The sequence below is a fragment of the Streptomyces sp. CB02923 genome (genome assembly GCF_001905005.1).
Lineage (GTDB): Bacteria > Actinomycetota > Actinomycetes > Streptomycetales > Streptomycetaceae > Streptomyces.
On sequence record NZ_LWKZ01000001.1, the window covers coordinates 1,025,293 to 1,047,091 of the forward strand.

At 73.0% G+C, this 21,799-nt stretch carries 20 protein-coding genes; 10 read left to right on the top strand and 10 right to left on the bottom strand.

Annotated features, from left to right (window positions below; all coding sequences use genetic code 11):
• Nucleotides 1-38: 38 nt before the first annotated feature.
• Nucleotides 39-1,367 carry a DUF6716 putative glycosyltransferase gene (locus tag A6A06_RS04350; protein WP_073758957.1) on the bottom strand — a complete coding sequence of 443 codons (1,329 nt, stop codon included), beginning with the start codon at nucleotides 1,365-1,367 and terminating at the stop codon, nucleotides 39-41.
• Between the two features lie 187 nt (nucleotides 1,368-1,554).
• Between A6A06_RS04350 and A6A06_RS04355 the strand changes: the two genes are divergently transcribed.
• Genes A6A06_RS04355 through A6A06_RS04365 form a run of 3 tightly spaced genes read left to right on the top strand, consistent with a single transcriptional unit; the run spans nucleotide 1,555 to nucleotide 5,125 of the window.
• Complete coding sequence (locus A6A06_RS04355; protein WP_073758959.1) at nucleotides 1,555-2,532, top strand: glycosyltransferase family 2 protein; 978 nt, start codon at nucleotides 1,555-1,557, stop codon at nucleotides 2,530-2,532.
• Nucleotides 2,532-3,914 (top strand): polysialyltransferase family glycosyltransferase, encoded by a 1,383-nt coding sequence (locus tag A6A06_RS04360; RefSeq protein ID WP_073758961.1) that lies wholly within the window; start codon nucleotides 2,532-2,534, stop codon nucleotides 3,912-3,914. The genes A6A06_RS04355 and A6A06_RS04360 overlap by 1 nt, the downstream gene beginning before the upstream one ends.
• Nucleotides 3,911-5,125, top strand: coding sequence for an acyltransferase family protein (locus A6A06_RS04365; RefSeq protein ID WP_073758963.1), 1,215 nt, complete (start codon nucleotides 3,911-3,913; stop codon nucleotides 5,123-5,125). Before A6A06_RS04360 ends, A6A06_RS04365 begins: the two co-directional genes overlap by 4 nt.
• A 78-nt stretch (nucleotides 5,126-5,203) precedes the next feature.
• On the opposite strand, the gene A6A06_RS04370 is transcribed toward A6A06_RS04365, so the two are convergent.
• Complete coding sequence (locus A6A06_RS04370; RefSeq protein ID WP_073758965.1) at nucleotides 5,204-5,866, bottom strand: TetR/AcrR family transcriptional regulator C-terminal domain-containing protein; 663 nt, start codon at nucleotides 5,864-5,866, stop codon at nucleotides 5,204-5,206.
• Between the two features lie 67 nt (nucleotides 5,867-5,933).
• Here A6A06_RS04370 and A6A06_RS04375 point away from each other — a divergent pair, with 67 nt between their 5' ends.
• Nucleotides 5,934-7,451 carry an FAD-dependent monooxygenase gene (locus A6A06_RS04375; RefSeq protein WP_073758967.1) on the top strand — a complete coding sequence of 506 codons (1,518 nt, stop codon included), beginning with the start codon at nucleotides 5,934-5,936 and terminating at the stop codon, nucleotides 7,449-7,451.
• Here A6A06_RS04375 and A6A06_RS04380 read toward each other — a convergent pair.
• Nucleotides 7,432-8,643 (bottom strand): MFS transporter, encoded by a 1,212-nt coding sequence (locus A6A06_RS04380; RefSeq protein ID WP_073758969.1) that lies wholly within the window; start codon nucleotides 8,641-8,643, stop codon nucleotides 7,432-7,434. The genes A6A06_RS04375 and A6A06_RS04380 overlap by 20 nt on opposite strands.
• A gap of 54 nt (nucleotides 8,644-8,697) precedes the next feature.
• Here A6A06_RS04380 and A6A06_RS04385 point away from each other — a divergent pair, with 54 nt between their 5' ends.
• On the top strand, nucleotides 8,698-9,525 hold the full coding sequence (locus A6A06_RS04385) for an AraC family transcriptional regulator (protein WP_073758971.1): 828 nt from the start codon (nucleotides 8,698-8,700) through the stop codon (nucleotides 9,523-9,525).
• Here the strand turns inward: A6A06_RS04385 and A6A06_RS04390 are convergent.
• Both A6A06_RS04390 and A6A06_RS04395 read right to left on the bottom strand, forming a co-directional pair.
• Complete coding sequence (locus A6A06_RS04390) at nucleotides 9,461-10,858, bottom strand: GntT/GntP/DsdX family permease (RefSeq protein WP_073758973.1); 1,398 nt, start codon at nucleotides 10,856-10,858, stop codon at nucleotides 9,461-9,463. The genes A6A06_RS04385 and A6A06_RS04390 overlap by 65 nt on opposite strands.
• Before the next feature lie 84 nt (nucleotides 10,859-10,942).
• Entirely contained in the window at nucleotides 10,943-11,470 is a 528-nt protein-coding gene (locus A6A06_RS04395; RefSeq protein WP_073758975.1) for a gluconokinase, read from the bottom strand.
• Nucleotides 11,471-11,605: 135 nt separating this feature from the next.
• Here A6A06_RS04395 and A6A06_RS04400 point away from each other — a divergent pair, with 135 nt between their 5' ends.
• Entirely contained in the window at nucleotides 11,606-12,313 is a 708-nt protein-coding gene (locus A6A06_RS04400) for a FadR/GntR family transcriptional regulator (protein WP_073758977.1), read from the top strand.
• Nucleotides 12,314-12,438: 125 nt separating this feature from the next.
• Here the strand turns inward: A6A06_RS04400 and A6A06_RS04405 are convergent, their stop codons facing one another.
• Nucleotides 12,439-14,175 carry an alpha-keto acid decarboxylase family protein gene (locus A6A06_RS04405; RefSeq protein ID WP_073758979.1) on the bottom strand — a complete coding sequence of 579 codons (1,737 nt, stop codon included), beginning with the start codon at nucleotides 14,173-14,175 and terminating at the stop codon, nucleotides 12,439-12,441.
• A gap of 94 nt (nucleotides 14,176-14,269) precedes the next feature.
• Between A6A06_RS04405 and A6A06_RS04410 the strand changes: the two genes are divergently transcribed.
• Nucleotides 14,270-14,761 (top strand): MarR family winged helix-turn-helix transcriptional regulator, encoded by a 492-nt coding sequence (locus A6A06_RS04410; protein ID WP_073758981.1) that lies wholly within the window; start codon nucleotides 14,270-14,272, stop codon nucleotides 14,759-14,761.
• Nucleotides 14,762-14,777: 16 nt separating this feature from the next.
• Here A6A06_RS04410 and A6A06_RS04415 read toward each other — a convergent pair whose 3' ends face one another.
• A complete protein-coding gene (locus A6A06_RS04415; RefSeq protein ID WP_073758983.1) occupies nucleotides 14,778-14,987 on the bottom strand; it encodes a hypothetical protein in 210 nt (69 codons plus the stop codon).
• Nucleotides 14,988-15,250: 263 nt separating this feature from the next.
• Here A6A06_RS04415 and A6A06_RS04420 point away from each other — a divergent pair, with 263 nt between their 5' ends.
• Nucleotides 15,251-16,126, top strand: a complete 876-nt coding sequence (locus A6A06_RS04420; protein WP_242440553.1) for a L,D-transpeptidase family protein — start codon at nucleotides 15,251-15,253, stop codon at nucleotides 16,124-16,126.
• A gap of 265 nt (nucleotides 16,127-16,391) precedes the next feature.
• On the opposite strand, the gene A6A06_RS04425 is transcribed toward A6A06_RS04420, so the two are convergent.
• The 3 genes from A6A06_RS04425 to A6A06_RS04435 form a co-directional block, all read right to left on the bottom strand.
• Nucleotides 16,392-17,519 (bottom strand): hypothetical protein, encoded by a 1,128-nt coding sequence (locus tag A6A06_RS04425; protein ID WP_073758987.1) that lies wholly within the window; start codon nucleotides 17,517-17,519, stop codon nucleotides 16,392-16,394.
• A complete protein-coding gene (locus A6A06_RS04430; RefSeq protein WP_079193773.1) occupies nucleotides 17,519-18,214 on the bottom strand; it encodes an RNA polymerase sigma factor in 696 nt (231 codons plus the stop codon). Before A6A06_RS04430 ends, A6A06_RS04425 begins: the two co-directional genes overlap by 1 nt.
• Before the next feature lie 442 nt (nucleotides 18,215-18,656).
• Nucleotides 18,657-20,282, bottom strand: coding sequence for a beta-N-acetylhexosaminidase (locus tag A6A06_RS04435; RefSeq protein WP_073758991.1), 1,626 nt, complete (start codon nucleotides 20,280-20,282; stop codon nucleotides 18,657-18,659).
• A gap of 246 nt (nucleotides 20,283-20,528) precedes the next feature.
• On the opposite strand from A6A06_RS04435, the gene A6A06_RS04440 reads away from it, so the two are divergent.
• Nucleotides 20,529-21,131 carry a 2-oxo-4-hydroxy-4-carboxy-5-ureidoimidazoline decarboxylase gene (locus tag A6A06_RS04440; RefSeq protein ID WP_079193774.1) on the top strand — a complete coding sequence of 201 codons (603 nt, stop codon included), beginning with the start codon at nucleotides 20,529-20,531 and terminating at the stop codon, nucleotides 21,129-21,131.
• 282 nt (nucleotides 21,132-21,413) lie between these two features.
• Complete coding sequence (sdhC, locus tag A6A06_RS04445; RefSeq protein ID WP_003985924.1) at nucleotides 21,414-21,794, top strand: succinate dehydrogenase, cytochrome b556 subunit; 381 nt, start codon at nucleotides 21,414-21,416, stop codon at nucleotides 21,792-21,794.
• Nucleotides 21,795-21,799 lie beyond the last annotated feature (5 nt).

The window sequence follows — 21,799 nt, forward strand, 5'->3', positions numbered from 1 at the left end:
GGGGCCGTGCGGGCTCCGGGGGCGGATGGGTGAGGCGCTCACAGCTGTCCCCAGCGGCGGATGGCGGGGGCGACGCGCTGGACGCCGTGGCGGTACGCGCCGCGGGCGGCGTCGCGCACGGTGTCGCGGGCGAGGCGCCGCAGTCCGCCGGTCTCCGTGGGTTCGGCGGTCTGGCCGGGCAGCGGTTCGCCTTCGGGGCCGAGGCCGTAGCGGGCGAGGATGCCGGGGAGGTAGCCGGGGGCGGTGCGGGGTGTGTAGTACGGGGTGAGGGGCGGCAGGCGGTCGGCGGTGCGCAGGGCGGTGACGCGGGCGCGGGCCGCGTCGAAGGCGGTGGCGTACAGGGCCCCGGGGGCGACGCCTTGGCGGGCCAGCCAGTCCGGGTCGGGTTCGGGGCGGTGCCCGGCGTCCAGTTCGTCCCAGGAGGCGAGGCAGCCGGAGCCGAGGAAGTGGTGGTTGCCGAGGGCTTCGCGGATGCCGAGGTCGGTGAGGACGGCGGTGGGGATGCCGCGGTGCAGGGACTCCAGGGCGGCGGTGGAACTGACGGTCACCATGAGGTCGGTGCGGTCCAGGACCTCGCCCATGTTGCCGTAGGCCAGGCGGCAGTTGGGCGGCAGGCCGCCGGGGAGGCGGGCGGCCAGTTTCTGGTACGGGAGTTCCTCGATGTGCGTGGTGTGTTCGCCGGGCTTGCTGCGCAGCTTGACCAGGACCTCGCGGTCGGGATGCCGCCGGGCGTGTTCGGCGGCGCGGCGCAGGAGGTACGTCCGGTCGTCGCGGCGGTCCGGTACGGAGGGCTGGGCGGCGAAGACGACCGTGTAGGGGCGGTCGCCGAGGGCCGGGCCGTACGGGGCGCCGCCCAGGAAGGGCAGGGCGCACTCGACGACGCTGCCGCCGTCCGCGCCGACGCCTTCGTACACCGCGCGGAACCGGTCGGCGTCGTGCCGGGAGTTGGCGAGGACGACGTCCGCGCCGTGCCGCAGCAGCAGGCCGTCCGCCAGTTTCTCGTAGACGACGCCGACGTAGCCGGTGACGACGGCGGGCCGCCGCTCCGCGCCGTTCCAGGCGCGGGCGAGGCCGTGCAGCATCGCCTGGACGGCGCCGCCGACGCAGGCCAGGACGACCACGTCGTACCGCGTGGTGTCCTTCATCAGCTCCAGGAAGTCCGCGCCGCGGATCTCGCGCAGCGTCTCGGCACGGGCGCCGACCTCGTCGAGCTGGCGGACCGTGGGAGTGGCTCGGCCGCGGAGCAGATATCCGTCCAGACGAATGTCCGATTGAATGCGGTACGCTGTCAAAGCGCCCCATTTCCAGCGGGTATCCGAATCCGCGAGCACCGCGATGCGCGGCTGGGAAGTGGTACGAGTGGGCACGTCGAAAACGCTAGGAAGGCATTCCGTTCAGCGGGCCAACTGGGCCGCAACAGCGGGTTAACAGCACATCGCCGGACAGCGAACCGGCAGGCCGAATTGCCCGGTTAACCATCCCGCCATTCTTCGTTCACCCTGGGGCCCGCGTCCCGTCAAGACGAATGCCGGGACCGCGCCTAACGTCACCCGGGTGGTTAAGCTCTCCGTCGTCGTGCCGTTCTACAACGTGCAGACATATGCGCCCGACACCCTGCGAAGCCTGGCGGCCAACGCCCGCGAGGACTTCGAATTCCTGCTCGTGGACGACTGCTCGCGAGACGAGACGCCGCAGATCCTCGCGCGCGCCGAAGGCGAGCTGCCGGGCGCCCGGGTGCTGCGGCACGAGCAGAACGGCGGCCTGGCCACCGCCCGCAACACCGGCCTGGACGCGGCCAACGGCGAGTACGTGACGTTCCTGGACGGCGACGACTGGCTGGCTCCCGGGCACTACGAGCAACTCCTCGCCACCATCGAGGGGTTGGGGTGTGACTTCGTCCGTACGGACCACGTCCAGTGCACCGCGCGCGCCCGTTCCGTGCACCGTGTGCCGCACGGCCGCCGGAACACCGTGCTGGACCCGCGCGCGCTGATACTGCCCGCCGACCGCTCGACGTCCGTCGACTACGCCTTCGCCTGGGCCGGCATCTACCACCGGCGGCTGCTGGACGACGGGCTGCTGCACTTCCGGCACGGCCTGCGCACCGCGGAGGACCGGCCATGGATCTGGCGGCTGCACCGCGAGGCCGGGTCGATGGCGGTGTCCGGACTGCTCGGCGTCTTCTACCGGCGCGGAGTGGCGTCGTCGCTCACCCAGATCGGCGACGTACGCCAGCTCGATTTCATCCGCGCTTTTGATCAGGTCATCGAAGAAACGGCGCAGGACCGGGATGCGGAGCGGCTGCTGCCGAAAGCCGTACGCACCTATTGCGCCATCATTGCCCACCACCTCGGCTCGATCGAACGTTTCGAACCGCAGGTCGCCCGTAAATTGCGCGCGCTGAGCGCGGCGGCGATGAAGAGAATGCCGCAGGACGTACTGAAGGAAGCACTGGATTCGATGGATACGCAGCGCGCCTCCCGTCTGCGACGGCTGCGCCGGCGCCCGGTCGCGGCGGAGGTGGCCGTCTGATGGCCACCCGTACCGACGCCGCGCCCCGGCCGGACCGGCCGCGTACGCAGATCTTCCTGGCGTCGACCCTGTACGGCGCGGCGACGCTCGCCGCCGCGCTGGACGCGGACCGCTTCGCACCGGCCGGCCGCCGGCTGCTGCTGGTCAGCAACAACGCGGCGACCCCGGAGACCGCCACCCCCGTGGACCGGATGCCCGGCTTCGAGCGGCTGCGCGGCCGCTTCGACCGGGTCCTGTCGTGGAACGGGACCATCAGCCCGTTCCACCCGGGCGGCTGGTCGCCGCGCCAGGACGACGTCCCGCTCTGGGAGCGGTACCTGCGGCTGCTGTGGGACCTGGGCGAGGACGAGGTCGAGCTGGTCGTGGAGTCCATCCAGGTCCACCCGGCGCTCGCGCTGGCCCAGCTCTTCCCGGGCGCGCCGCTCGACGTGTACGCGGACGGGCTGATGAGCTACGGCCCGACCCGCAGCAAGCTGGACCCGCTGGTCGGCACCCGGGTACGCCGTCTGCTGCACCTGGATCTCGTGCCCGGCCTGAAGCCCCTGCTGCTCACCGAGTTCGGCGTGGGTGCGGAGGCCGTGCCGACCGACGCGTTCCGGGAGGTGCTCGCCGACCTGGCCGCGGACTTCGACGGCCCGGCGCTGCACGGCGTACCGGAGGGCGCCGCGCTGCTCCTCGGGCAGTACCTGTCGGCGCTGGGCATCCTCACGCCGGAGGAAGAGGAGGAGTTGCACGCCCGGATGCTGCGCGGCGCGGTGCGGCGCGGGCACCGCGAGGTGGTGTTCAAGCCGCATCCGTCGGCACCGGCCCGCTGGTCCCGCGCGCTGGAGCTGGAGGCGGAGCGGCTCGGTGCCGAGCTGACCGTGCTGGACACGCCGGTCCTGGCCGAGGTGCTCTACCAGCGCAGGCGGCCCGCGCTCGTCGTGGGCTGCTTCTCCACGGCGCTGCTGACGGCCTCCGCCTTCTACGGTCTGCCGACCGCCCGCGTCGGCACGGACCTGCTGCTGGAGCGCCTGACCCCGTACCAGAACAGCAACCGGGTGCCGGTCACCCTCGTCGACGCGCTGGTCCCGGATCTGGCGGACGAGCCGGGCACGGTGCCGGTCCCGGCGCACGTCAACGGGCTGCTCAGCGCGGTCGGTTACGCGATGCAGCACCAGATCTACCCGGATCTGCGCCCGGTCGCCGAGCGCTACCTCGCCGCGCATCTGGACGAGCGCACCTGGCGGTACTTCAAGCGCCGTCGGCTGACCGCGCTCGCGCTGCCCGGCGCGCTGCCGTCCCAGCTGTCGTTCATTCCGCGCAACGCGGCCGTGCGCAGGGTCGCGCGGCGCGCGCGGGCGATGCAGCGGCGTCTGAAGAAACGGGCCGCTTTCGGATGACCGCTCAGCTCCCGGCCGAGGCGCCGCCGCCCGCTGCGGCCCCCGGCTCTTCCTCTGCGTCCGTGTCCGCGCTGTTCACCCGGCCCGACCTCGCCGTGCCGGGTGTACGGAACGGCGCGGCGGCCCCGCCCGGCAAGAAGTCCCGTGGCGTACCGCGCCTGCGCGCCCTCGACGGGCTGCGGCTGTGCGCCGCCCTCATGGTCGCCGCGTACCATCTCGGCGGCCGGGGCGGCGAGATAGGCCAGGCGTGGGGCAGTTCTCCGGCACGCCAGTTCCCGTCGCTGCACAGCGTGTTCGCGTACGGCTGCCTCGGCGTCCAGATCTTCTTCGTCATCAGCGGGTTCGTCATCTGCATGAGCGGCTGGGGGCGTTCGCTGCGCTCCTTCATCGCCTCCCGCGTCTCGCGCCTGTATCCGGCGTACTGGGTGGCGGTTCTGCTGGTCACGGCCGTGTTCGCGCTGCCGTGGGTGGCGTTCAAGGCGCTGGGGCCCAGCGATGTGCTGACGAACCTGACGATGCTCCAGCAGCCGCTGGGTGCGAAGCGGGTGCTGGGTGTGTGCTGGACGCTGTGGGCGGAGATGCGGTTCTACGCGCTGTTCGCGCTGTGCGTGGTGCTGCCGGGCGCGACGCGCCGCCGGGTGGTGCTGTTCTGTGCGGGCTGGACGCTGGCGGCGGCGCTGGCGCAGGCCACGCACCTTCCGGCGCTGGATGTGGTCCTGATGCCGCAGTACGCGCCGTTCTTCATCGGCGGTATCGGCTGCTACCTGCTGCACCGCTACGGCGGGCGTGACCCGGTGGCGTGGGCGGTGGTGGGTGTCAGCTGGCTGTCCGGCCAGCACTTCGCGGTGGCCGGGCTGTGGCATCCGCCGTCCCCGGGTGCCTTCTCCTACCGCTCGTCGCTCGTCATCATCGCGATCGTCACGGTGGGTTTCGCGCTGGTGGCGGCCATCGCGCTGGGCCGGATGCGGTGGGCGAACTGGCGCTGGCTGACGGTGGCCGGGGCGCTGACGTACCCGTTCTACCTCGTCCACGAGCACCTGGGCTGGGTGGTCGTGCAGGGGCTGCACGGTGGCCTGCGGCTACCCGCGTACGCGACGTTCGTCCTGACGCTGGCGCTGATGCTGGCACTGGCGTGGGTGCTGCACCGGTGGGTGGAGCGCCCGCTGACGCCCGTACTGAGGCGGGCGATCGACCCGCGGCCGCGACGCTGAGGCCGGGGCGCTGAGGCCGGAGCGCTGAGGCCAGAGCGCTGAGGCCGGGGCGTGCGGGGCACGCCCGTACGCCCCGGTCTACCGGCCGTGCAGCAGCGTGGCCTCGATGCCCGCGATGACGGCGCGCAGGCCGTCGTCGAAGCCGTCGGCGATGTTGCCGAACATCTCCGCCCCGGCCGCGGCCGTGAGCGGGTAGTCGGCCCCTACGCTCCGCATCCGTTCCTCCTGGTCGTACGCCGGGTCGCGGCGCGGGTCGCCGGGCACCGGGAAGACGGACTGTTCCTCGATCACGTAGCCGATGGTGTAGGCGTACGTGGTGAACCAGGCGCGCGCGGCCCGCTCCGGCGTGAACCCGGCGTCTCCCATGGCGGCCAGCAGGGACTCCATCGGCCGCAGCAGCGACTGGTCGCCGAGCCGGGTACCGCCGAAGACCTTGCCGCCGTCGCGGTAGCCGAGCAGGGTGTGCCGGGTCTGCCGGCACGACTCGGTGAGCATGGCCCGCCAGTCGCCGCCCCCGTGGCCGTCACCGGCCTCGGCGGCCGGCTCGGTCATCCGCCGGAGCAGCGCGGTGGCCATCTCGTCCAGCAGTTCCTGCTTGTTCTTGAAGTGCCAGTAGAGCGCGGGCGCCTGGACGTCCAGCTCCTTGGCGATACGGCGCAGCGTGAGCCCTTCGAGGCCGACGTCGTTCAGCAGCCGCAGGGCGGTCTCCGCCACCAGTTTCCGGTCGAGTCTCGTAGCCACGTTGACAACTTAACACCGTTAAGCGCATGCTCGGAAGCAGCTGACTTAACGACGTTAAGGAGACATCATGGCCGGCACCGACGCCCTGCCCGGACACGTGGACGTACTGATCTCCGGCGCCGGGCCGACGGGCCTGGCCCTCGGCCTCGACCTCGCCCGGCGCGGCGTGCGCGCCCTCGTCCTGGAGCGCCAGGACCGGCTGGCGCCCGGCACCCGCGGCAGCGGCGTCCAGCCCCGCACCCAGGAGGTGTACGAGGACTTCGGCGTGCTCGACGCCGTCCGGGAGGCCGGCGGGACGTACCCGCCGCAGGGAATCTGGTCGGACGACCGCATGGTCGACGAGCGGGTGATGGTCGAGCCCGGCGAGCCGACGGCGGCCGCTCCGTACGCCACCATGCTGATGCTCCCGCAGTGGCGGAACCTGGAGATCCAGTACGCACGGCTGACCGGGCTGGGCGGCGAGGTGGCGTTCGGCGCGGACCTGGAGTCGTTCACCCAGGACGCGGACGGCGTCGAGGCCCGCGTCGTACACGCCGACGGCACCGCCCGTACGGTGCGCGCCTCCTACCTCGTCGCGGCCGACGGCGGGCGCAGCGCGATCCGCAAGGCGCTCGGCGTCACCATGACCGGCCAGTCCGTCGCGCCCTACCCGATGCTCCTCGCCGACATCCGCCTCGACGGGCTGGACCGGAACCACTGGCACATGTGGGGGGAGTTCCGGGCCACCGACTTCGTCTCGCTGCTCGCGCCGGCGAAGTACGACTACTTCCTGCTCATGGCGGGCTTCATGGACCCGGACACCGTGCCGGACACCTCGCCCGACGGCGTGCGCAAGCTCATAGCGGAGCGCACCCATCTCTCCCTCGACCAGCTGGGCGAGGTGCTGTGGTCCTCCTCCTTCCGGCCGAACGCCGCCCTGGCGGACCAGTTCCGGGTGGGCCGGGTCTTCCTCGCGGGCGACGCGGCGCACGTGCACTCCCCCGCGGGCGGCCAGGGTCTGAACACCAGCGTCCAGGACGCCTACAACCTCGGCTGGAAGCTGGGCCAGGTCATCCGCCACGGCGCGCCGGACTCCCTCCTCGACAGCTACGAGGCCGAGCGGCTGCCGGTCGCCGAGAGCATCCTGGACACCAGCACCCGGCTGCACCGTTCGGGCGACATGCGGCGCGGCAGCGACCTGCACCAGATGGGCGTCGGCTACCCGGACGGGCCGCTCGCCACCGAGCGGCGCACCGGCCTCGCCGACGGCGGGCTGCGCGCCGGCAACCGCGCCCCCGACGCGCCCTGCACCACCCCCGACGGCACCCCGCGCCGCCTCTTCGACGTCTTCCAGGGCCCGCACTTCACCGTCCTGGCCGTCGGGGACGTCGAGCTCCCGGCGATCGACGGCGAGATGATCCGTACGTGCCGCGTCGGCGGCCCGGCCCCCGACCTGCTCGACTCCGAGGGCCACGCCCGGGACGCGTACGGCGAGGGCCTGTTCCTCGTCCGCCCCGACGGCTACGTGGCGTACGCCGCCGACGACGCCTCCGGCCTGCCGGACGAGCTGGTCCGGTACGGCGTCCTCATGGCTGCGGCACGCTAGAGGCAGCCTGCCCGGCGCCCTTCTCCGAGGGGTGCCGGGCGCCCTCCCCCGGCTCGGTCAGTGTCCGCGCGACGAGCCACGCCACGACGCACAGCGCGACCAGCGGCAGCAGGGCCGTCCGCAGGCCCGTGGTGTCGGCGAGGGCGCCGATGGCCGGGGTGGCGATGCCGCCGACGCTGACGGCGAGGCCCAGGGTGACGCCGCTCGCGGTGCCCATGCGGTTCGGCAGCAGGTCCTGGCCGAGGGTGATGTGCAGGGAGAACGGTACGTACAGGGCCGTGGCCGTCAGGGCGGCGAAGACGTACAGCGCGGGGCCGGGGACCAGGACCAGCCCGGCGACGGCCGGGACGGTGGCCGCGTAGGCGATCCGTACGGTACGGACCCGGCCCCAGCGGGACGCCAGCCGCCCGCCGAGCACGGTGCCCACCGCGCCGCCCGCGAAGAGCACGAACAGGGCGGCCGTACCCGCGGCGGCGCCACCGCCCACCCGCTGCTCGGCGTAGACGGCGATGAAGGCGCTCAGGCCCACGAAGACGACGGAACGGCAGACGATGACGGCCGTCAGCCGCAGGAACTCCGGCCAGTTGTCGCGGCCCGGCCGCGCCGCGGCCCTGGCCACGGCCGACCGCGACGCCAGGCGGCGGATCACCGGAGCGGTGAGCAGGACACCGGCCACCGCGGGCACCGCCAGCCACGGCGACGCGCTCAGGGAGCCCGCGGAGAGCAGCGGGCCGACGGCGGCCGGGGCGAGGGCGAAGCCGATGTTGCCGCCGAGGGAGTACCAGCCCATGGCGACGTGGCTGCCGCCGCTCGCGACGCGGGCCAGCCGCGCGGACTCCGGGTGGTAGGCGGCCACGCCGGCCCCCGCGAGGGCGACGGCGACGCAGGTCGGGCCGTACGAGTCGCCGAGCCCCGACAGGGCGATGCCGAGACCGGCGCAGAGGGTGCTCACCGGGATCAGCCAGGGCATCGTCCAGCGGTCGGTGAGCGAGCCGAACAGGGGCTGCACGAGGGAGGAGAGGAGGGTGGCGGCCAGCACGATGCCGGAGGCGGCGGCGTAGCCGTAGTGGCGTTCGGCCACCAGGAAGGGCACCAGGGCCGGGACGGCACCCTGGTAGAAGTCCACCGCCGCGTGTCCCACGGACATCATCGCGACCGGCCGCCGGGGAGCGGTCACCTGCTTGGTTGTCATGTATCGATCGTGGTGACCGCACCCGGTGGCAGGCTTCCCATAAGCTGCCACGTCATGCCGGTTTTCCGCCAACACCCGCCGCACGTCACGACCGTCACCCGCTTCCTGCCGCAGGGCTCGGAGGTGACGGCCCACGCGCACGACGTCCACCAGATCGTCTACGCGGGGCGCGGCGTGCTCACCGTGACCACGGACGCCGGGAGCTGGGTGGCGCCGGCCACCCGCGCGATCTGGATCCCGGCCGGGACGGTGCACGAGCACCGGGCACACGGGGACACCGACCTGCACACCGTCGGCGTACCCCTGGACGCCGACCCGCTGGGGCTGGACCGGCCCGCCGTCCTGGCGGTCGGCCCGCTGCTGCGCGAGCTGATCATCACGTACAGCGGTACGGGCAGCCGCCGTACGGCGGAGGCGCGGCGCCTGCTGGCCGTACTCCTCGACCAGCTGCGCCACGCCCCGCTCCAGGCCCTGCACCTGCCCAGGGCCCGCGACCCGCGCCTGGCGGCGGTCTGCGCGGCGCTGCGCTCGGACCCGGCCGACCCGCGTCCGCTCGCCGCGCTGGGGGCGGCGGCCGGGGCGAGCGAGCGGACCCTGGCCCGCCTCTTCCGCGCCGAACTGGGCATGACCTTCCCCCAGTGGCGTACGCAGCTGCGCCTGCACCACGCGCTGGTGCTGCTGGCGCAGGACGGCCCGGCGCTGCCCGTGACCTCGATCGCGCACCGCTGCGGCTGGGCCTCGGCCAGCGCCTTCATCGACGCCTTCCGCCGGTCGTTCGGGCACACGCCGGGCGCCCACCGGGCCCTGGCCGGCCGCGCTACAACACCAGCGACAGCAGCAGCACGCACACGATCCCGACGACGGAGATCAGCGTCTCCATGAGCGACCAGGTCTTGAGCGTCTGGCCGACGTTCATGCCGAAGTACTCCTTCACCATCCAGAAGCCCGCGTCGTTGACGTGGCTGAAGAACAGCGAACCGGCGCCGACGGCGAGGACGAGCAGGGCGGTGTGGGTGGTGGACATGTCGGCGGCGAGCGGTGCCACCAGGCCCGCGGCGGAGATGGTGGCCACCGTCGCCGAACCGGTCGCGAGCCGGATCGCGACGGCGATCAGCCAGGCCAGCAGCAGCGTGGAGATGTTCCAGTCCTTGGAGAGCTCCAGGATCATCTGGCCGACGCCCGCGTCCACCAGGGTCTGCTTGAAGCCGCCGCCCGCGCCCACGATCAGCAGCACGCCCGCGATGGGGGCGAGGGACTTCTCGACGGTGGTGGCGATCCGGCCCTTGGTGAAGCCGGCCGACCGGCCCAGCGTGAACATGGCGACGATGACGGCGGTGAGCAGCGCGATCAGCGGGGAGCCCACCACGTCGAAGACGCGCTGGACGGTGGTCTCCTTGTCGTCCACGACGACGTCCACCAGGGCCTTGGCCAGCATCATCACGACGGGCAGCAGCACCGTGGCGACGGTGATGCCGAAGCCGGGGCGCTTGTCCAGCTCGCCGGAGGCCCGCTCGGGAATCATCTTCTCCGGCGGGCGGATGTCCACCCAGCGGGCGGCGTAGCGGGAGAACAGCGGCCCGGCGACGATCGCGGTGGGGATGGCGACGACCACGCCGAGCGCCAGGGTGACGCCCAGGTTGGCGTCGAGCGCGTCGATGGCGGCCAGCGGGCCGGGGTGCGGCGGGATCAGGCCGTGCATGACGGACAGGCCGGCCAGCGCCGGGATGCCGATGCGCATCAGGGAGAAGTTGCCGCGCTTGACGACCAGCAGCACCACCGGGATCAGCAGCACGATGCCGACCTCGAAGAAGATCGGCAGGCCGACGATGCCCGCGATCAGCACCATCGCCCAGGGCATGACGCGCCCGCTGGCCTTCGCCAGGATCGTGTCGACGATCTGGTCGGCGCCGCCGGAGTCGGCGAGCAGTTTGCCGAGGATCGCGCCGAGCGCGATCAGGATGCCGGTGCCCGCGACGGTGCTGCCGAGGCCGGACGAGAAGCTGGCGATGGCCTTGTCCAGCGGTGCGCCCGCCACGGCTCCCAGCACCAGCGAACCGATGATCAGGGACAGGAAGGCGTGCAGCTTGAACTTGGTGATGAGCAGGACGATGACGGCGATGCCCGCGAGGACGGCGATGCCGAGCTGCGCGTGACCGGCCGAGGTGATCGGCTCGGTCGCGTCCGCTGCCAGCATCTCGACGCTGAGATGTGTCACGGCTGTTCCCTAAGGGGTGCTGGTGCTGGTTGTGGTGGTGGCCCTGCGGTTACGCGGGGGCGGACCGGTCGTGGGGGCCCTGCGTTACGCGGGGGCGGACCGGCCCGTGTCGTAGCGGCGCAGCGCGGTCGCGGCGCGGTCGGCGATCTCCTGCGGGGTGCCGGACACGTCGACGGCGACGCCCGCCTCGTCCGCGCCGAGCGGCTCCAGGGTGGCGAACTGGGAGTCCAGCAGCGCGGTGGGCATGAAATGGCCCTTGCGCTCGGCCATCCGGGACTCGATCAGCGACCGGTCGCCCGTCAGGTGCAGGAAGACGACGCCGGGCGCGGCGGCCCGCAGGCGGTCGCGGTAGGCGCGCTTGAGCGCCGAGCTGCTGACGACGCCGCCCCGGCCCGCCCGGTCGTGGGCCCAGGCGCCGATGGCGTCGAGCCACGGCCACCGGTCGGCGTCCTGGAGCGGGGTGCCGGCCGACATCTTGGCGATGTTGGCCGGGGGGTGGAAGTCGTCGCCCTCCGCGTAGGGGACATCGAGGCCTGCGGCCACCAGCGGACCGATCGTGGTCTTGCCGGTGCCGGCCACGCCCATCACGACGATGACGTGGGGGGTGCTCATCCCGTGTACCTCGCTGTCCTCTTTGACATCGGTCTGTCGCCCCACTGAAACCCATGGGATACGACGTATTCAAGCCTCTGTGACGTAAAAGTCATACTTAAAAGCGGACCTCTCGAAGGAACGTAGGCTGATCCCATGGAGAACCAGGGGGCGGGGCAGGGGCTGCACGCGCGGGTACTGGAGTCCCTGGGACCCGCCATCACCGCGGGTGAGTACCCGCCGGGCACGGTCTTGCGCACCGACGCGCTCGAAGAACGTTTCGACGTGTCCCGAACGGTCATCCGCGAGGCGATACGGGTCCTGGAATCCATGCAGCTGGTCGCCTCCCGGCGCCGCGTCGGCGTGACCGTGCGCCCCACCGAGGAGTGGAACGTCTACGACCCGCGCGTCATCGGCTGGCGGCTGGCCGGTCCCGACCGCCCCCGGCAGCTGCGGTCCCTGACCGTGCTGCGCTCCGCCGTCGAACCGGCCGCCGCCGGTCTGGCCGCCCGGCACGCCACCCCCGCGCAGTGCGCCGAGCTGACCGGGCACGCCATGGGCATGGTCGCCACCTCGCGCGGCCAGCAGCTCGACGCGTACCTGGTGCACGACGTGTCCTTCCACCGCGTCGTGCTCACCGCGTCCGGCAACGAGATGTTCGCCCGGCTCGGCGACGTGGTGGCCGCGGTCCTCACCGGCCGCACCCACCACCACGTCATGTTCACCGACCCCGACCCGGCCGCGGTGACCCTGCACGTCCAGGTCGCCGAGGCGGTACGGGTCGGCGACGCGGAGCGCGCCGAAGCGCTGACCCGCGAGATCACCGCCGGCGCCATGGCCGAACTGGACGTCCTCGCACCGTAGTTGCGCGCGGCCACGGCACCGTGCCGTGGTCCCCCGTACGGGAATTCGTGGCCGACCGCTGAATTCCCGTCCCGTACGGCGGATGATCTCGTGGTGATCCCCTGCGTGCGGGAGGCGCGCCGCCGTCAGGCCCCGTAGGCGTTCTGCTCCGCGAACCGCCGCGCGAGGGCCGTCAGGAGTTCCGGGGCGTCGTCGCGCGGCAGCACCGCCTCGATCAGCACCAGCTCGTCCGGCGTACGGGCGGCCAGCGCGAGCGCGTCGGCCAGCTCGGCGGGGGTCTCCACCCGCACCGCGACCGTGCCGGGACCGGCGCCGAAAGCGGCGGGCAGGGCGGTGTAGTCCCAGGCGGCGATGTCGTTGTACGAGGCGGTGGCGCCGTGGATGGCGCGCTCGACGGTGTAGCCGTCGTTGTTGACGACCACGACCACCGGCGCCGCGCCGTACCGGGTCATGGTGCCCAGTTCCTGCGCGGTGAGCTGGAGGGAGCCGTCTCCGATCACCAGCACCGAACGCCGGTCCGGCGCGGCCAGCCCGGTGCCGAGGGTGGCGGGCAGGGTGTACCCGATCGACCCCCACAGCGGCTGGCCGACGAAGCGGCCGTCCGCGGGCAGCGGCACTTCCTGGGCGCCGTAGAACGCGGTGCCCTGCTCGGCGACGAGCACACTGCCGACGGGCAGGAACGCGCCGATGGCGGACCACAACTGACGCTGCGTCAGTCCACCTGTCCCCGCACCCGACCCCGTCGCGGCGTCCGCGGGGGCGGCGGGCTCGCCGTACCCGTCGGGCTCCGGCAGCTCCGCGCCCCGCAGCAGCCCGGCCAGCCCGGCGACGGCCTCGGCCATGGCGATCCCGCCGTACACCCCGCGTCCCGCCGCCGCCCGCCCCGGACGCAGCTCGATGGTCCGCTCCGGGGTGAAGTGATGGCTGAAGCCGCCGGTGACGCTGTCCGAGACCGGGGCTCCGGCCAGGATCAGGCAGTCCGCGTCCTCGACGGCCGCCCTGGCCCGCTTGTCGCTGATCTCTCCGGTGTAGGCGCCGACGAAGCCGGGCGCGGTCTCGTCCAGCACGCCCTTCCCGCTGGAGAACGCGGCGGCCCGGACCGGCGCGGCGGCGAGCAGGTCGCGCAGCGGCCCGCGCAGCCGGAACCGCTCGGCCTCGTGCCCCGCCAGCACGGTGACGCTGCGCGCCCCGTCCAGCATCCGCGCGCAGCTCGCGAGGAAGTCCCGCAGCAGCCCGGGATCGGCCGGTTCGTCCGGCACGACCAGCGGCCCGGCGGGCTCCGGAACCCGGGCCAGCACGACATCGGTGGGCAGATTCAGGTGAACCGGCTTGCTGTGCCGGTACATGGCCCGCAGTACGCGGTCGATCTCCGCCGGGGCGTTCTCCGCGGTCAGGTCGGCGCGGGCCACCGTCACCTCGGCGAACATCCGGCCGAAGTGCCCGTATTCGCCGTCCATCAGGGTGTGGTGCACGGGGCGGCCGGCCGCGGCGACCGCGGTGGCGGGCATACCGGTGACGGCGACGACCGGCACCGATTCGGCGTACGCGCCGGCGATGCCGTTGACGGCCGACAGTTCGCCGACGCCGAAGGTCGTGACGAGGGCGGCGGCGCCGCGCAGCCGGGCGTAGCCGTCGGCGGCGTAGGCGGCGTCGAGCTCGTTGCAGGTGCCGACCCAGGTGAGGCCGGGGAAGGCGGTCACCTGGTCGAGGAAGCCGAGGTTGTAGTCGCCGGGCACGCCGAAGAGGTGCTCGACGTCCAGCTCGCGCAGACGGCGGAGCAGGTAGTCGGCGACGGTGATACGGGGGGTCGCGGCCCGGGGGGTGGTGGCCTGCGGGCCGATGTCCGAGGGGGTGTCCGACATCGCGGTTACCGGCCTTTCTTCACGCGTAAACGTTTTAGGTCAAGTTGGTTGACCCAAGTCGCGAGCGTACGGAACCCCGGGATAAAATGTCAACATGCTTGACCCTAATCGTCCGGACACCTTCGACCGCGATTTCACCCTCTTCTACTTCGCCTACCGCGCCTTCACCGGAGCGGCCGACGAAGCCCTGACCGAACAGGGCATGGGCCGCGCCCACCACCGCGTCCTGACGTTCCTCGCGCACTCCCCCGGCATGAGCGTCGGCGAGCTGTGCCAGGCGCTCGCGCTCACCAAACAGGCCATCAACGGGCCGCTGCGCAAGCTGAGCGACGAACAGCTGGTGCGGGTGACACCGGGGGCGCGGGACCGCCGCCGTAAGGAACTCCACCTCACCGAGCGCGGCGCGGAGCTGGAACGCAAGCTCCACGAGCGTCAGCGCGCACTGTTCGCCGCCGCGCTGGAGGAGGCCGGACCGGAGGCGGCCGAGGGGTGGCGCCGCGTGCTCAGGCCCTTGGCCGGGCGGGAGTGGGAGGCGTTCGCGGCGTCCGCGGCGGAGCGTCGCGCGTCGCAGGCGGACCGGCCGTAACGGCGCGGCCTGCCGCTCAGAACAGGGGCTGCTGCCCCGGGAACGGAGGCTCCTCCGGGTCGAACAGCCGTTCCGCGGGAGCCATCATCGGCGCGATGCGGCGGGAGCCGGGACACGAGACGAGTTCCAGCACGGTGCGGCGGCCCGGCGGGTCGTGGCGGGCGTAGCGTCCGCCTACGACGGCGATCTCTCGGTTGCATACGGGGCACGGGCGACGCGGTGACATCTGGTCATTGTCCCCCGGAGCGGCCGGGCGTACCGCGCACGGGGGCATCGCACCCCGCGGGAGGAGTGCGCATCCCGCGCTGCGCACGGCGGGGGCCGGGCGGGGGCGTGCGCCGCGGGTGTGCGCCCTCTGACGGCGTCATGCCCCCTCACCCCCGGGTGTCCTTAGTTTCGTGTCGTCGCGGCACTGGGAATCCAGTTCCTGGAAGAGGCCGGTGTCACCACGGGGGTGACGCCATGACACGGATGCGGAAGGGACACGGCGTGCGCAAGGGACAGGCGGTGGCCACCGGGCTGCTGGTGCTGGCCGTGACGACCGGCTGCAAAACCATCACGATCACCCCGAACGGCGGACTCTCGCCATCGGCCCCCTCGGCCTCCGCGCCGGGGCGCGCGGAGGCGTTTCCCGCGCAGACGGCGGACAAGGCGCCCCCCAGACGCGCCCGCGCGACCAAAGCGCCGCGCCGGACGGCCAAGCCGGTCCTCGCCCGCGGCGCCCGCGGCCCGAAGGTGCGCGAACTACAGGCCCGCATGGCCCAGTTGTCACTCTTCCGCCGTAAGCCCACCGGTTTCTACGGACGGCAGACCGCCGCCTCCGTGTCGGCCTTCCAGCGCCGGCGGGGTCTGCGGCGTACGGGCACCGTGGACCGCGCGACCTGGAACGCCCTGGTCTCGCGCACACGCCCACCCACCCGCGCCCAGCTGCACCCGCCCGCCAAGAAGACCGCGAAGAAGCCGGTCGGGAAGCCCCCCAGGAAGCCGGCCGTCAGGCGTGACCGCCGCTGCATGACGGGGCGCGTCCTGTGCATCAGCAAGCGGAGCAACACGCTCGCGTGGATGGTGAACGGCAAGGTGCGCTCGGCGATGGACGTCCGTTTCGGCGCGCAGTACACGCCGACCCGGGAGGGCACGTTCCGGATCGCGTTCAAGAGCCGTCGCCATGTCTCGTCGATCTATCACACGCCGATGCCGTACGCGATGTTCTTCAGCGGCGGCCAGGCCGTCCACTACTCGGCCGACTTCGCCGCCCACGGCTACCGCGGCGCCTCCCACGGCTGCGTAAACGTCCGCGACAGAACCAAGGTGGCCACCCTCTTCCAAGAGGTAAAACCCGGCGACAAGGTAGTCATCTACAAATAACCCACCAAGCCCACTCAATCCCACGCCGCCCCCCACCCACCCCCGCAGTAACCCCAGCCATCAATTGCGCACCCCCCACCCACCGCAACCAGATCCGCGAGAGCGGCGCCGGCTTAGGCGCAAAGAGGGGCGCGGGCAGGGCCGGGGGAACGTGCCCCGCCCGCGCCAGGTGCGACGAGCCGTTGGTACGGGGGGAACCCCGGCTCGCGCGCAAGCCGATGACCAGTCGGCTTCACCACGTACTGCGCCGGGGGGCCGGAAAACGTCACACCGGTGCGATGAGGGGTGCTCCGGGGATGCGCAGCTCGTCGGGTGCGGCGGGGGTGGTGGTGACGGTGCCGGCGGGGTCGCGGGGGTAGGGGGCGGCGGTGCCTGCGGAGGGGGCGTATCCGTGGTGGTCGTCGTCCTCGTCGTCGCCCTTGCCGCCGTGGCCCTTGCCTCCGTGTCCGTGGCCGTGGCCGCCCTGGCCGTGGTTGCCGCGGCCGTCGCCGTCGTAGCGGCCGCCGCCCTGGGTGCCGTCCTGGGTGTGGGAGAGGTACTGGCGGCAGAAGGCGTGCACCTTTTCCGGGCCGCCTGCCGCGCGTTCCAGGCGGCGCAGTGTGTCCTGGTCGAGGACGGAGCGCTGGCCGGATTCGTAGGTGCGGCAGAACGCGACACCGAGCCGGCGCTTCTCCTTGTCGTCCGGCTTGCCCTTGGGGTCGTCGGGGCTGCTGTCGCCGTCTCCGGTGGTGCCGCCGCCGGTCGCGTCCTGGCCGGGGGTGTTCCGTCCGGCGCCGGGGGGCGGGGTGCCGCCGGTGCCGCCGTCGCTTCCGGTGTCGGTGATGAGGGGGTCGGGCCGGTCGGTGCCGGGGGCGGGGTCCGGCATCCGGGAGGCGCCGCCGGTGGCCGGGGCGGTGTCGTCGGTGGCGAGCGGGCCGGGGGTTTCGGCGGCGGAGACGCTGGTGGCGGGGGCCGGGCCGGTGGTGCTGCGGAAGGGGGTCGGCAGGACGCCCGTGCCGGCGGCCACGGCGACGCCGCCGAGCGCGCAGCCTGCCAGGGCGACCATGAATCCGCGGCGCAGCGGGCGTCCGAAGCGGCGGTGGGTGGCGGTTCCCGCGCCGCGGGGTGTGGGGGCGGCGTCCGCCGCGCGGGCGGCTGTGATGTCGGCGATGCCGGCCGCGGGGGCCGCGGCCGTCGCCGGGGCGGGGCCGCGTGCCTGTCTGAAGGCGGCGAGGGCGGCTTCCTCGCCGGGGAGCGGTGTGTCCCCGGCGGTGCTTCGGCCCGCCGTGGCGGCGGCGTGGAGCAGGGCGGTGAGTTCCGCGGCGCCGGTGCCGTCCGGGGAACCGGCCGGTTCGCCGCGCAGCAGTCGCTCCGCGGCCTCCTCGTCGAGCCAGTCGTACCGGTCGTCGGCCATCACATGTCCTTCTGCGTTCGTGCGGCCGTTTCCGTCACACCCGGTACGTACGATTCCGCCGCGCTCTCACCTCGTCCGGTGCCCTGTGCGGGCACTCCTTCCATGGGCGCTCCCACAGGCCCGTCGTCGCCGCCGGCTCCGAGGAGGTCGGCCAGCCGCCGCAGTCCGCGGTGTGCGGCGGTCCGTACGGCGCCGGGCCGTTTGCCCAGCACTCCCGCGGCGCTCTTGGCGTCCAGGCCCACCACCACGCGCAGTACGACGGCTTCGGCCTGGTCCTGCGGGAGCCGTGAGATGAGGCGGAAGGTGTGGCCGGTACCGAGGGCTTCCATGGCCTCGTCGGCGGTGTCCGAGGCGCCCGGCCGGTCGGTCAGCTCGGTCTCGTCGCCGCCGACGGCGGGGCGGCGGCCGCGCATCCGTATGTGATCCAGGGCCCGGTTGCGGGCTATGCGTGCGGCCCAGCCCCGGAACCGGTCGGCGTCGCCGCTGAAGCGGGGCAGGTCGCGGGTGATCTGGAGCCATGCTTCGGAGGCCACGTCCTCGGCATCCGCTTCGCCCACCAAGGTCCGTACATATCCGATAAGCCGGGGATGCACGGCACGGTAGACGGTACGGAACGCCGCCTCGTCGCCGCCCTGCGCCGCCTGTACGGCGACCGTCAGCCGGCTGTCGTCCGGCTGAGTGTCGTCCCCTCGCACGGGTCCATCCTGTCGCACGCGGAAAGTCCGCCGCCCGGTCCTCGCTGATTCGCTGTTCTCGGGCACCGCGGGTACTCCTGGTAACCCGTGTGTCCCCGCTGACGGTAACCCGGCCGCCCGCGCACCGGGCACCCGGGCTGCCTGCCGACCTGCCCCTCCGCACCGGCGGGAGGTGCGTACGGCCACCGCGCCGGGCGGCGCGGACCCGCACGCTACGGCCAGGGCGCACCCCGCGTCCAGAGCGCACCCGCACCGGGCCGGGCGCCGGGCGCGCGGCGTGTGCCGTGCCGCGGCCCGCACCCCGTGTGACGCTTTCGCGGCACATGGCGCTGTAAGGATCAGGGGCCCTTGACCGGGCTCCCCTGGAACGACGGCCGGGGCCTCTCCTGTGGGGGGTGGCGGCCCCGGTCGTCCCCTTCTCGCCGCGTCCGGCCCTGGCCGCTCAGACCTGGTTGGCCAGTTTTTTGAAGTCCGCCCAGGACAGGGCCGGATCGCGGCGGTCCCAGACCTTCTGCGCGAGCGCGCGCAGCGGCATCCGGATGCCGTCGGCCACCTGCTGCTGCGTCTGCTTGCCCGCCAGGTCGCACCACACCGCCAGACGCGCCCCGAGCACCCGGTCGGGGCCGGACAGCGACTCCGGCACGGCCTTGGTACCGCGCAGCACCCCGGGCGTCCACTGCGTGTAGATCCGTTCGCCGGTCGGGTACGGCATGTTGTTGGGCTCGCCGAGCACGTAGTAGAGGTACTCGTCGTTGAGGTTGACGACCGTGCGCTTCTCGCGCAGGTATTCGTCCGGTTCGCGGGCGCCGATCTCCTTGCCGGTCCAGTAGGCGACGGTGCGGCCGGAGTCCGGTGCGACGTCCGTGTCGCGGAAGTAGCCGTCGTTCCAGGCCTCGACCTGCTGGGCCCCGGCGGCCCGCACGGTCTTGTCCCGGTCGTTGAGCCAGCCGGTGGCCAGGTCCTCGATCGTGCCGCCGTCGCCGTACTTCTCCCGGGCGGCGCGGGCCAGCTGCGGGTAGTTCGCGGCGGGGTCCCGGTCGGCCAGCGCGCGGTACTCGTCGCCGCCCAGGTGCCAGTGCTTGCCGGGGAAGAGCGGGGCGTATTCGCGCAGCAGGTCGTCCACGATCTCGGCGGCGCCGGGCTGTGAGATGTCCATCGCGCCGCTCTGGGTCCGGCCGTCGGCGGAGCGCAGCTGGAGGTCGGGGTGGGCTTTCAGGACGGCGCCGAGGTGGCCGGGCGAGTCGATCTCCGGGATGACGGTGATGTGCAGGCCGCGGGCGACGTCGACGAGGTGACGCACCTGGTCCTTGGTGAGGTGGTCCTCGGAGACGATCTCCGGGTGCTTCTCGCTCTCGATGCGGAACGCCTGGTCGTCGGAGAAGTGCAGCTGGAGCTGGTTGAGCTTGAGGCCCGCCAGGTCGCGGATGCGGTCCTCGATCCACTGCACGTCGAAGTGCTTGCGCGCGATGTCCAGCATGAAGCCGCGCTGCGCACGGTCCGGGCGGTCCTCGACGGTTCCTTCGGGGACGCCGCCGGAGGCCCGTACGGACTGCAGAACGGTGCGGGTGCCGTTGAAGATGCCCGCGTCGGTGGGGGCGGTGAGGGTGAGGCGGGTGCCGCGGGCGGTGAGGGTGTACGCCTCCTCGGCGGTGTCGTAGACCGGTGCGTTGTCGGCGCGCCGGGCGGCGTCCTCGCCGCCGGACAGCCGCAGCTCGACGTCGCCGGGCCGGACGGGCTGCTTGCCCCAGACCGTGCGCAGGCCGCCCAGTTCCCGGGCGAACCGCCGGGCCTCGTCGGCGAGCGGACTCTTCTCGCCCGCGGGCACCACGACGCGGGCCTGTTTGGCGGGCCGCCAGCCGCGTCCGTCGGCGGCGCTGAATTTCTGTACGGCGGGCACGGTGCGGGGCGGGCCCTGCACCGGGTCCCAGGTGGGGGTGGGGGCGGCGGAGGCGCTGCCGCCGTCGCCCTTCGGCGGGGTGCGGCCGTCCGAGCAGCCCGCGACGGCCAGTGCCGTGAGGGCGGCCGTCACTCCTGCGGTGATGCTCGTGGCCAGTTTTCCGGTCCTCATATACGCAAAACCTCCCTTTCCGGGGCGAAGGTATTGCCAGGTGACAGACGTTCACGTCTAGTACGCGCGCGAAAGCTCTCTCATTCGGGTGAAATTCGTGCATCCATCGGACAGTGCTCGACAGACGTCGTTACGGTGGCGTCTCAACCCGTTCACCCCTCCCGGGGCCCACGGCCCCCCGCGCATCCGCCGCGACCCCGCCGCTCCGGCGCCGCCCTGATCAGCGTTCTCCGCCCCGAGGAGCCCATGCAGCCCAGCGATACCCCGGCCGCCCCGCCGACACCGCTGCGCACTCCCCGGCCCGCCACACCCTCCCAGAAGCTGCCGCCGCTGCCGCCACCGCCTCCCGGCAGCGCCGCCCCGGTCCGTACGACCGGCCTGGAACGCCTGAACGGCGCCGCCCCGGACACCGCCGAGGCGGCCCTGCTGACCTGCTGCGGCAGCCGCCGCTGGGCCCGCCGCCTGGCCGACCACCGCCCGTACCCGGATGTGGAGGCCCTGCTGGCCGCCGCCGACGAGGCCAGCTACGACCTGACCCCGGCCGACCTGGACGAGGCGCTGGCCGGGGAGACCGTCTCGCCGCAGCCGCTCGTCGGCGCGCGCGGGCCGGGCACGCTGGCGGCGCACACCGCGCTGCGCGCCGCGCACGCCGAGTACGAGCGCCAGTTCCGGCACGCCTTCGTCATCTGCCTGGACGGCTTCCGCGACACCGAACAGCTGAACGTGGTGCTCACCGCGATCCACGACCGGCTCGGCAACGCTTCCGAGGAGGAGCGGGCCATCGCCGCCGACGAGCTGCGCCGGATCGCGCGCGGACGGCTCGCCCAGCTCGTGGCGTCCCGCGCCTGAGCCCGGGGCCCGGGGCCGCCCGGCCCGGTCACCCGGCCGGGTGACCGGCCGGATCACCCCTCCGGAGCACCCGCCCCGTACCGCATCCGCCCCCGCCCGTACAGGGCCGACCCGCCCCCGGGGGATAGCCCGTACGTGCCTGTTTGATCACACCTGAGGACCCCGGCGGGAGGAACCGACAGTCCGTCGCTACGATGGCCAGGGCCGGTGGACCGTACCCGGCCGGGCCAGACCGACAGAGAAGCCGGCAGGCCCCAATCCCCGCTCCCGGAGGGTTTTTCCGTGCCGGCTGGAACGCTGTACCGCGGCCGGGAAGGCATGTGGTCCTGGGTGGCTCATCGAGTCACTGGCGTCCTCATTTTCTTCTTCCTGTTCGTGCACGTCCTCGACACCGCACTCGTCCGCGTCTCCCCCGAGGCCTATGACGACGTCGTTGCCACGTACAAGACGCCCCTTGTCAACGTGATGGAGTACGGCCTCGTGGCCGCCATCCTCTTCCACGCGCTCAACGGCCTCCGCGTGATCGCCGTCGACTTCTGGTCCAAGGGACCGAAGTACCAGAAGCAGCTGCTGTGGACCGTTGTCGGTGTGTGGGCCGTCCTGATGGCCGGCGCTTTCTACCCCGTGCTGCAGCACACGCTGCGCACGCTGTTCGGGAGCTGATGACG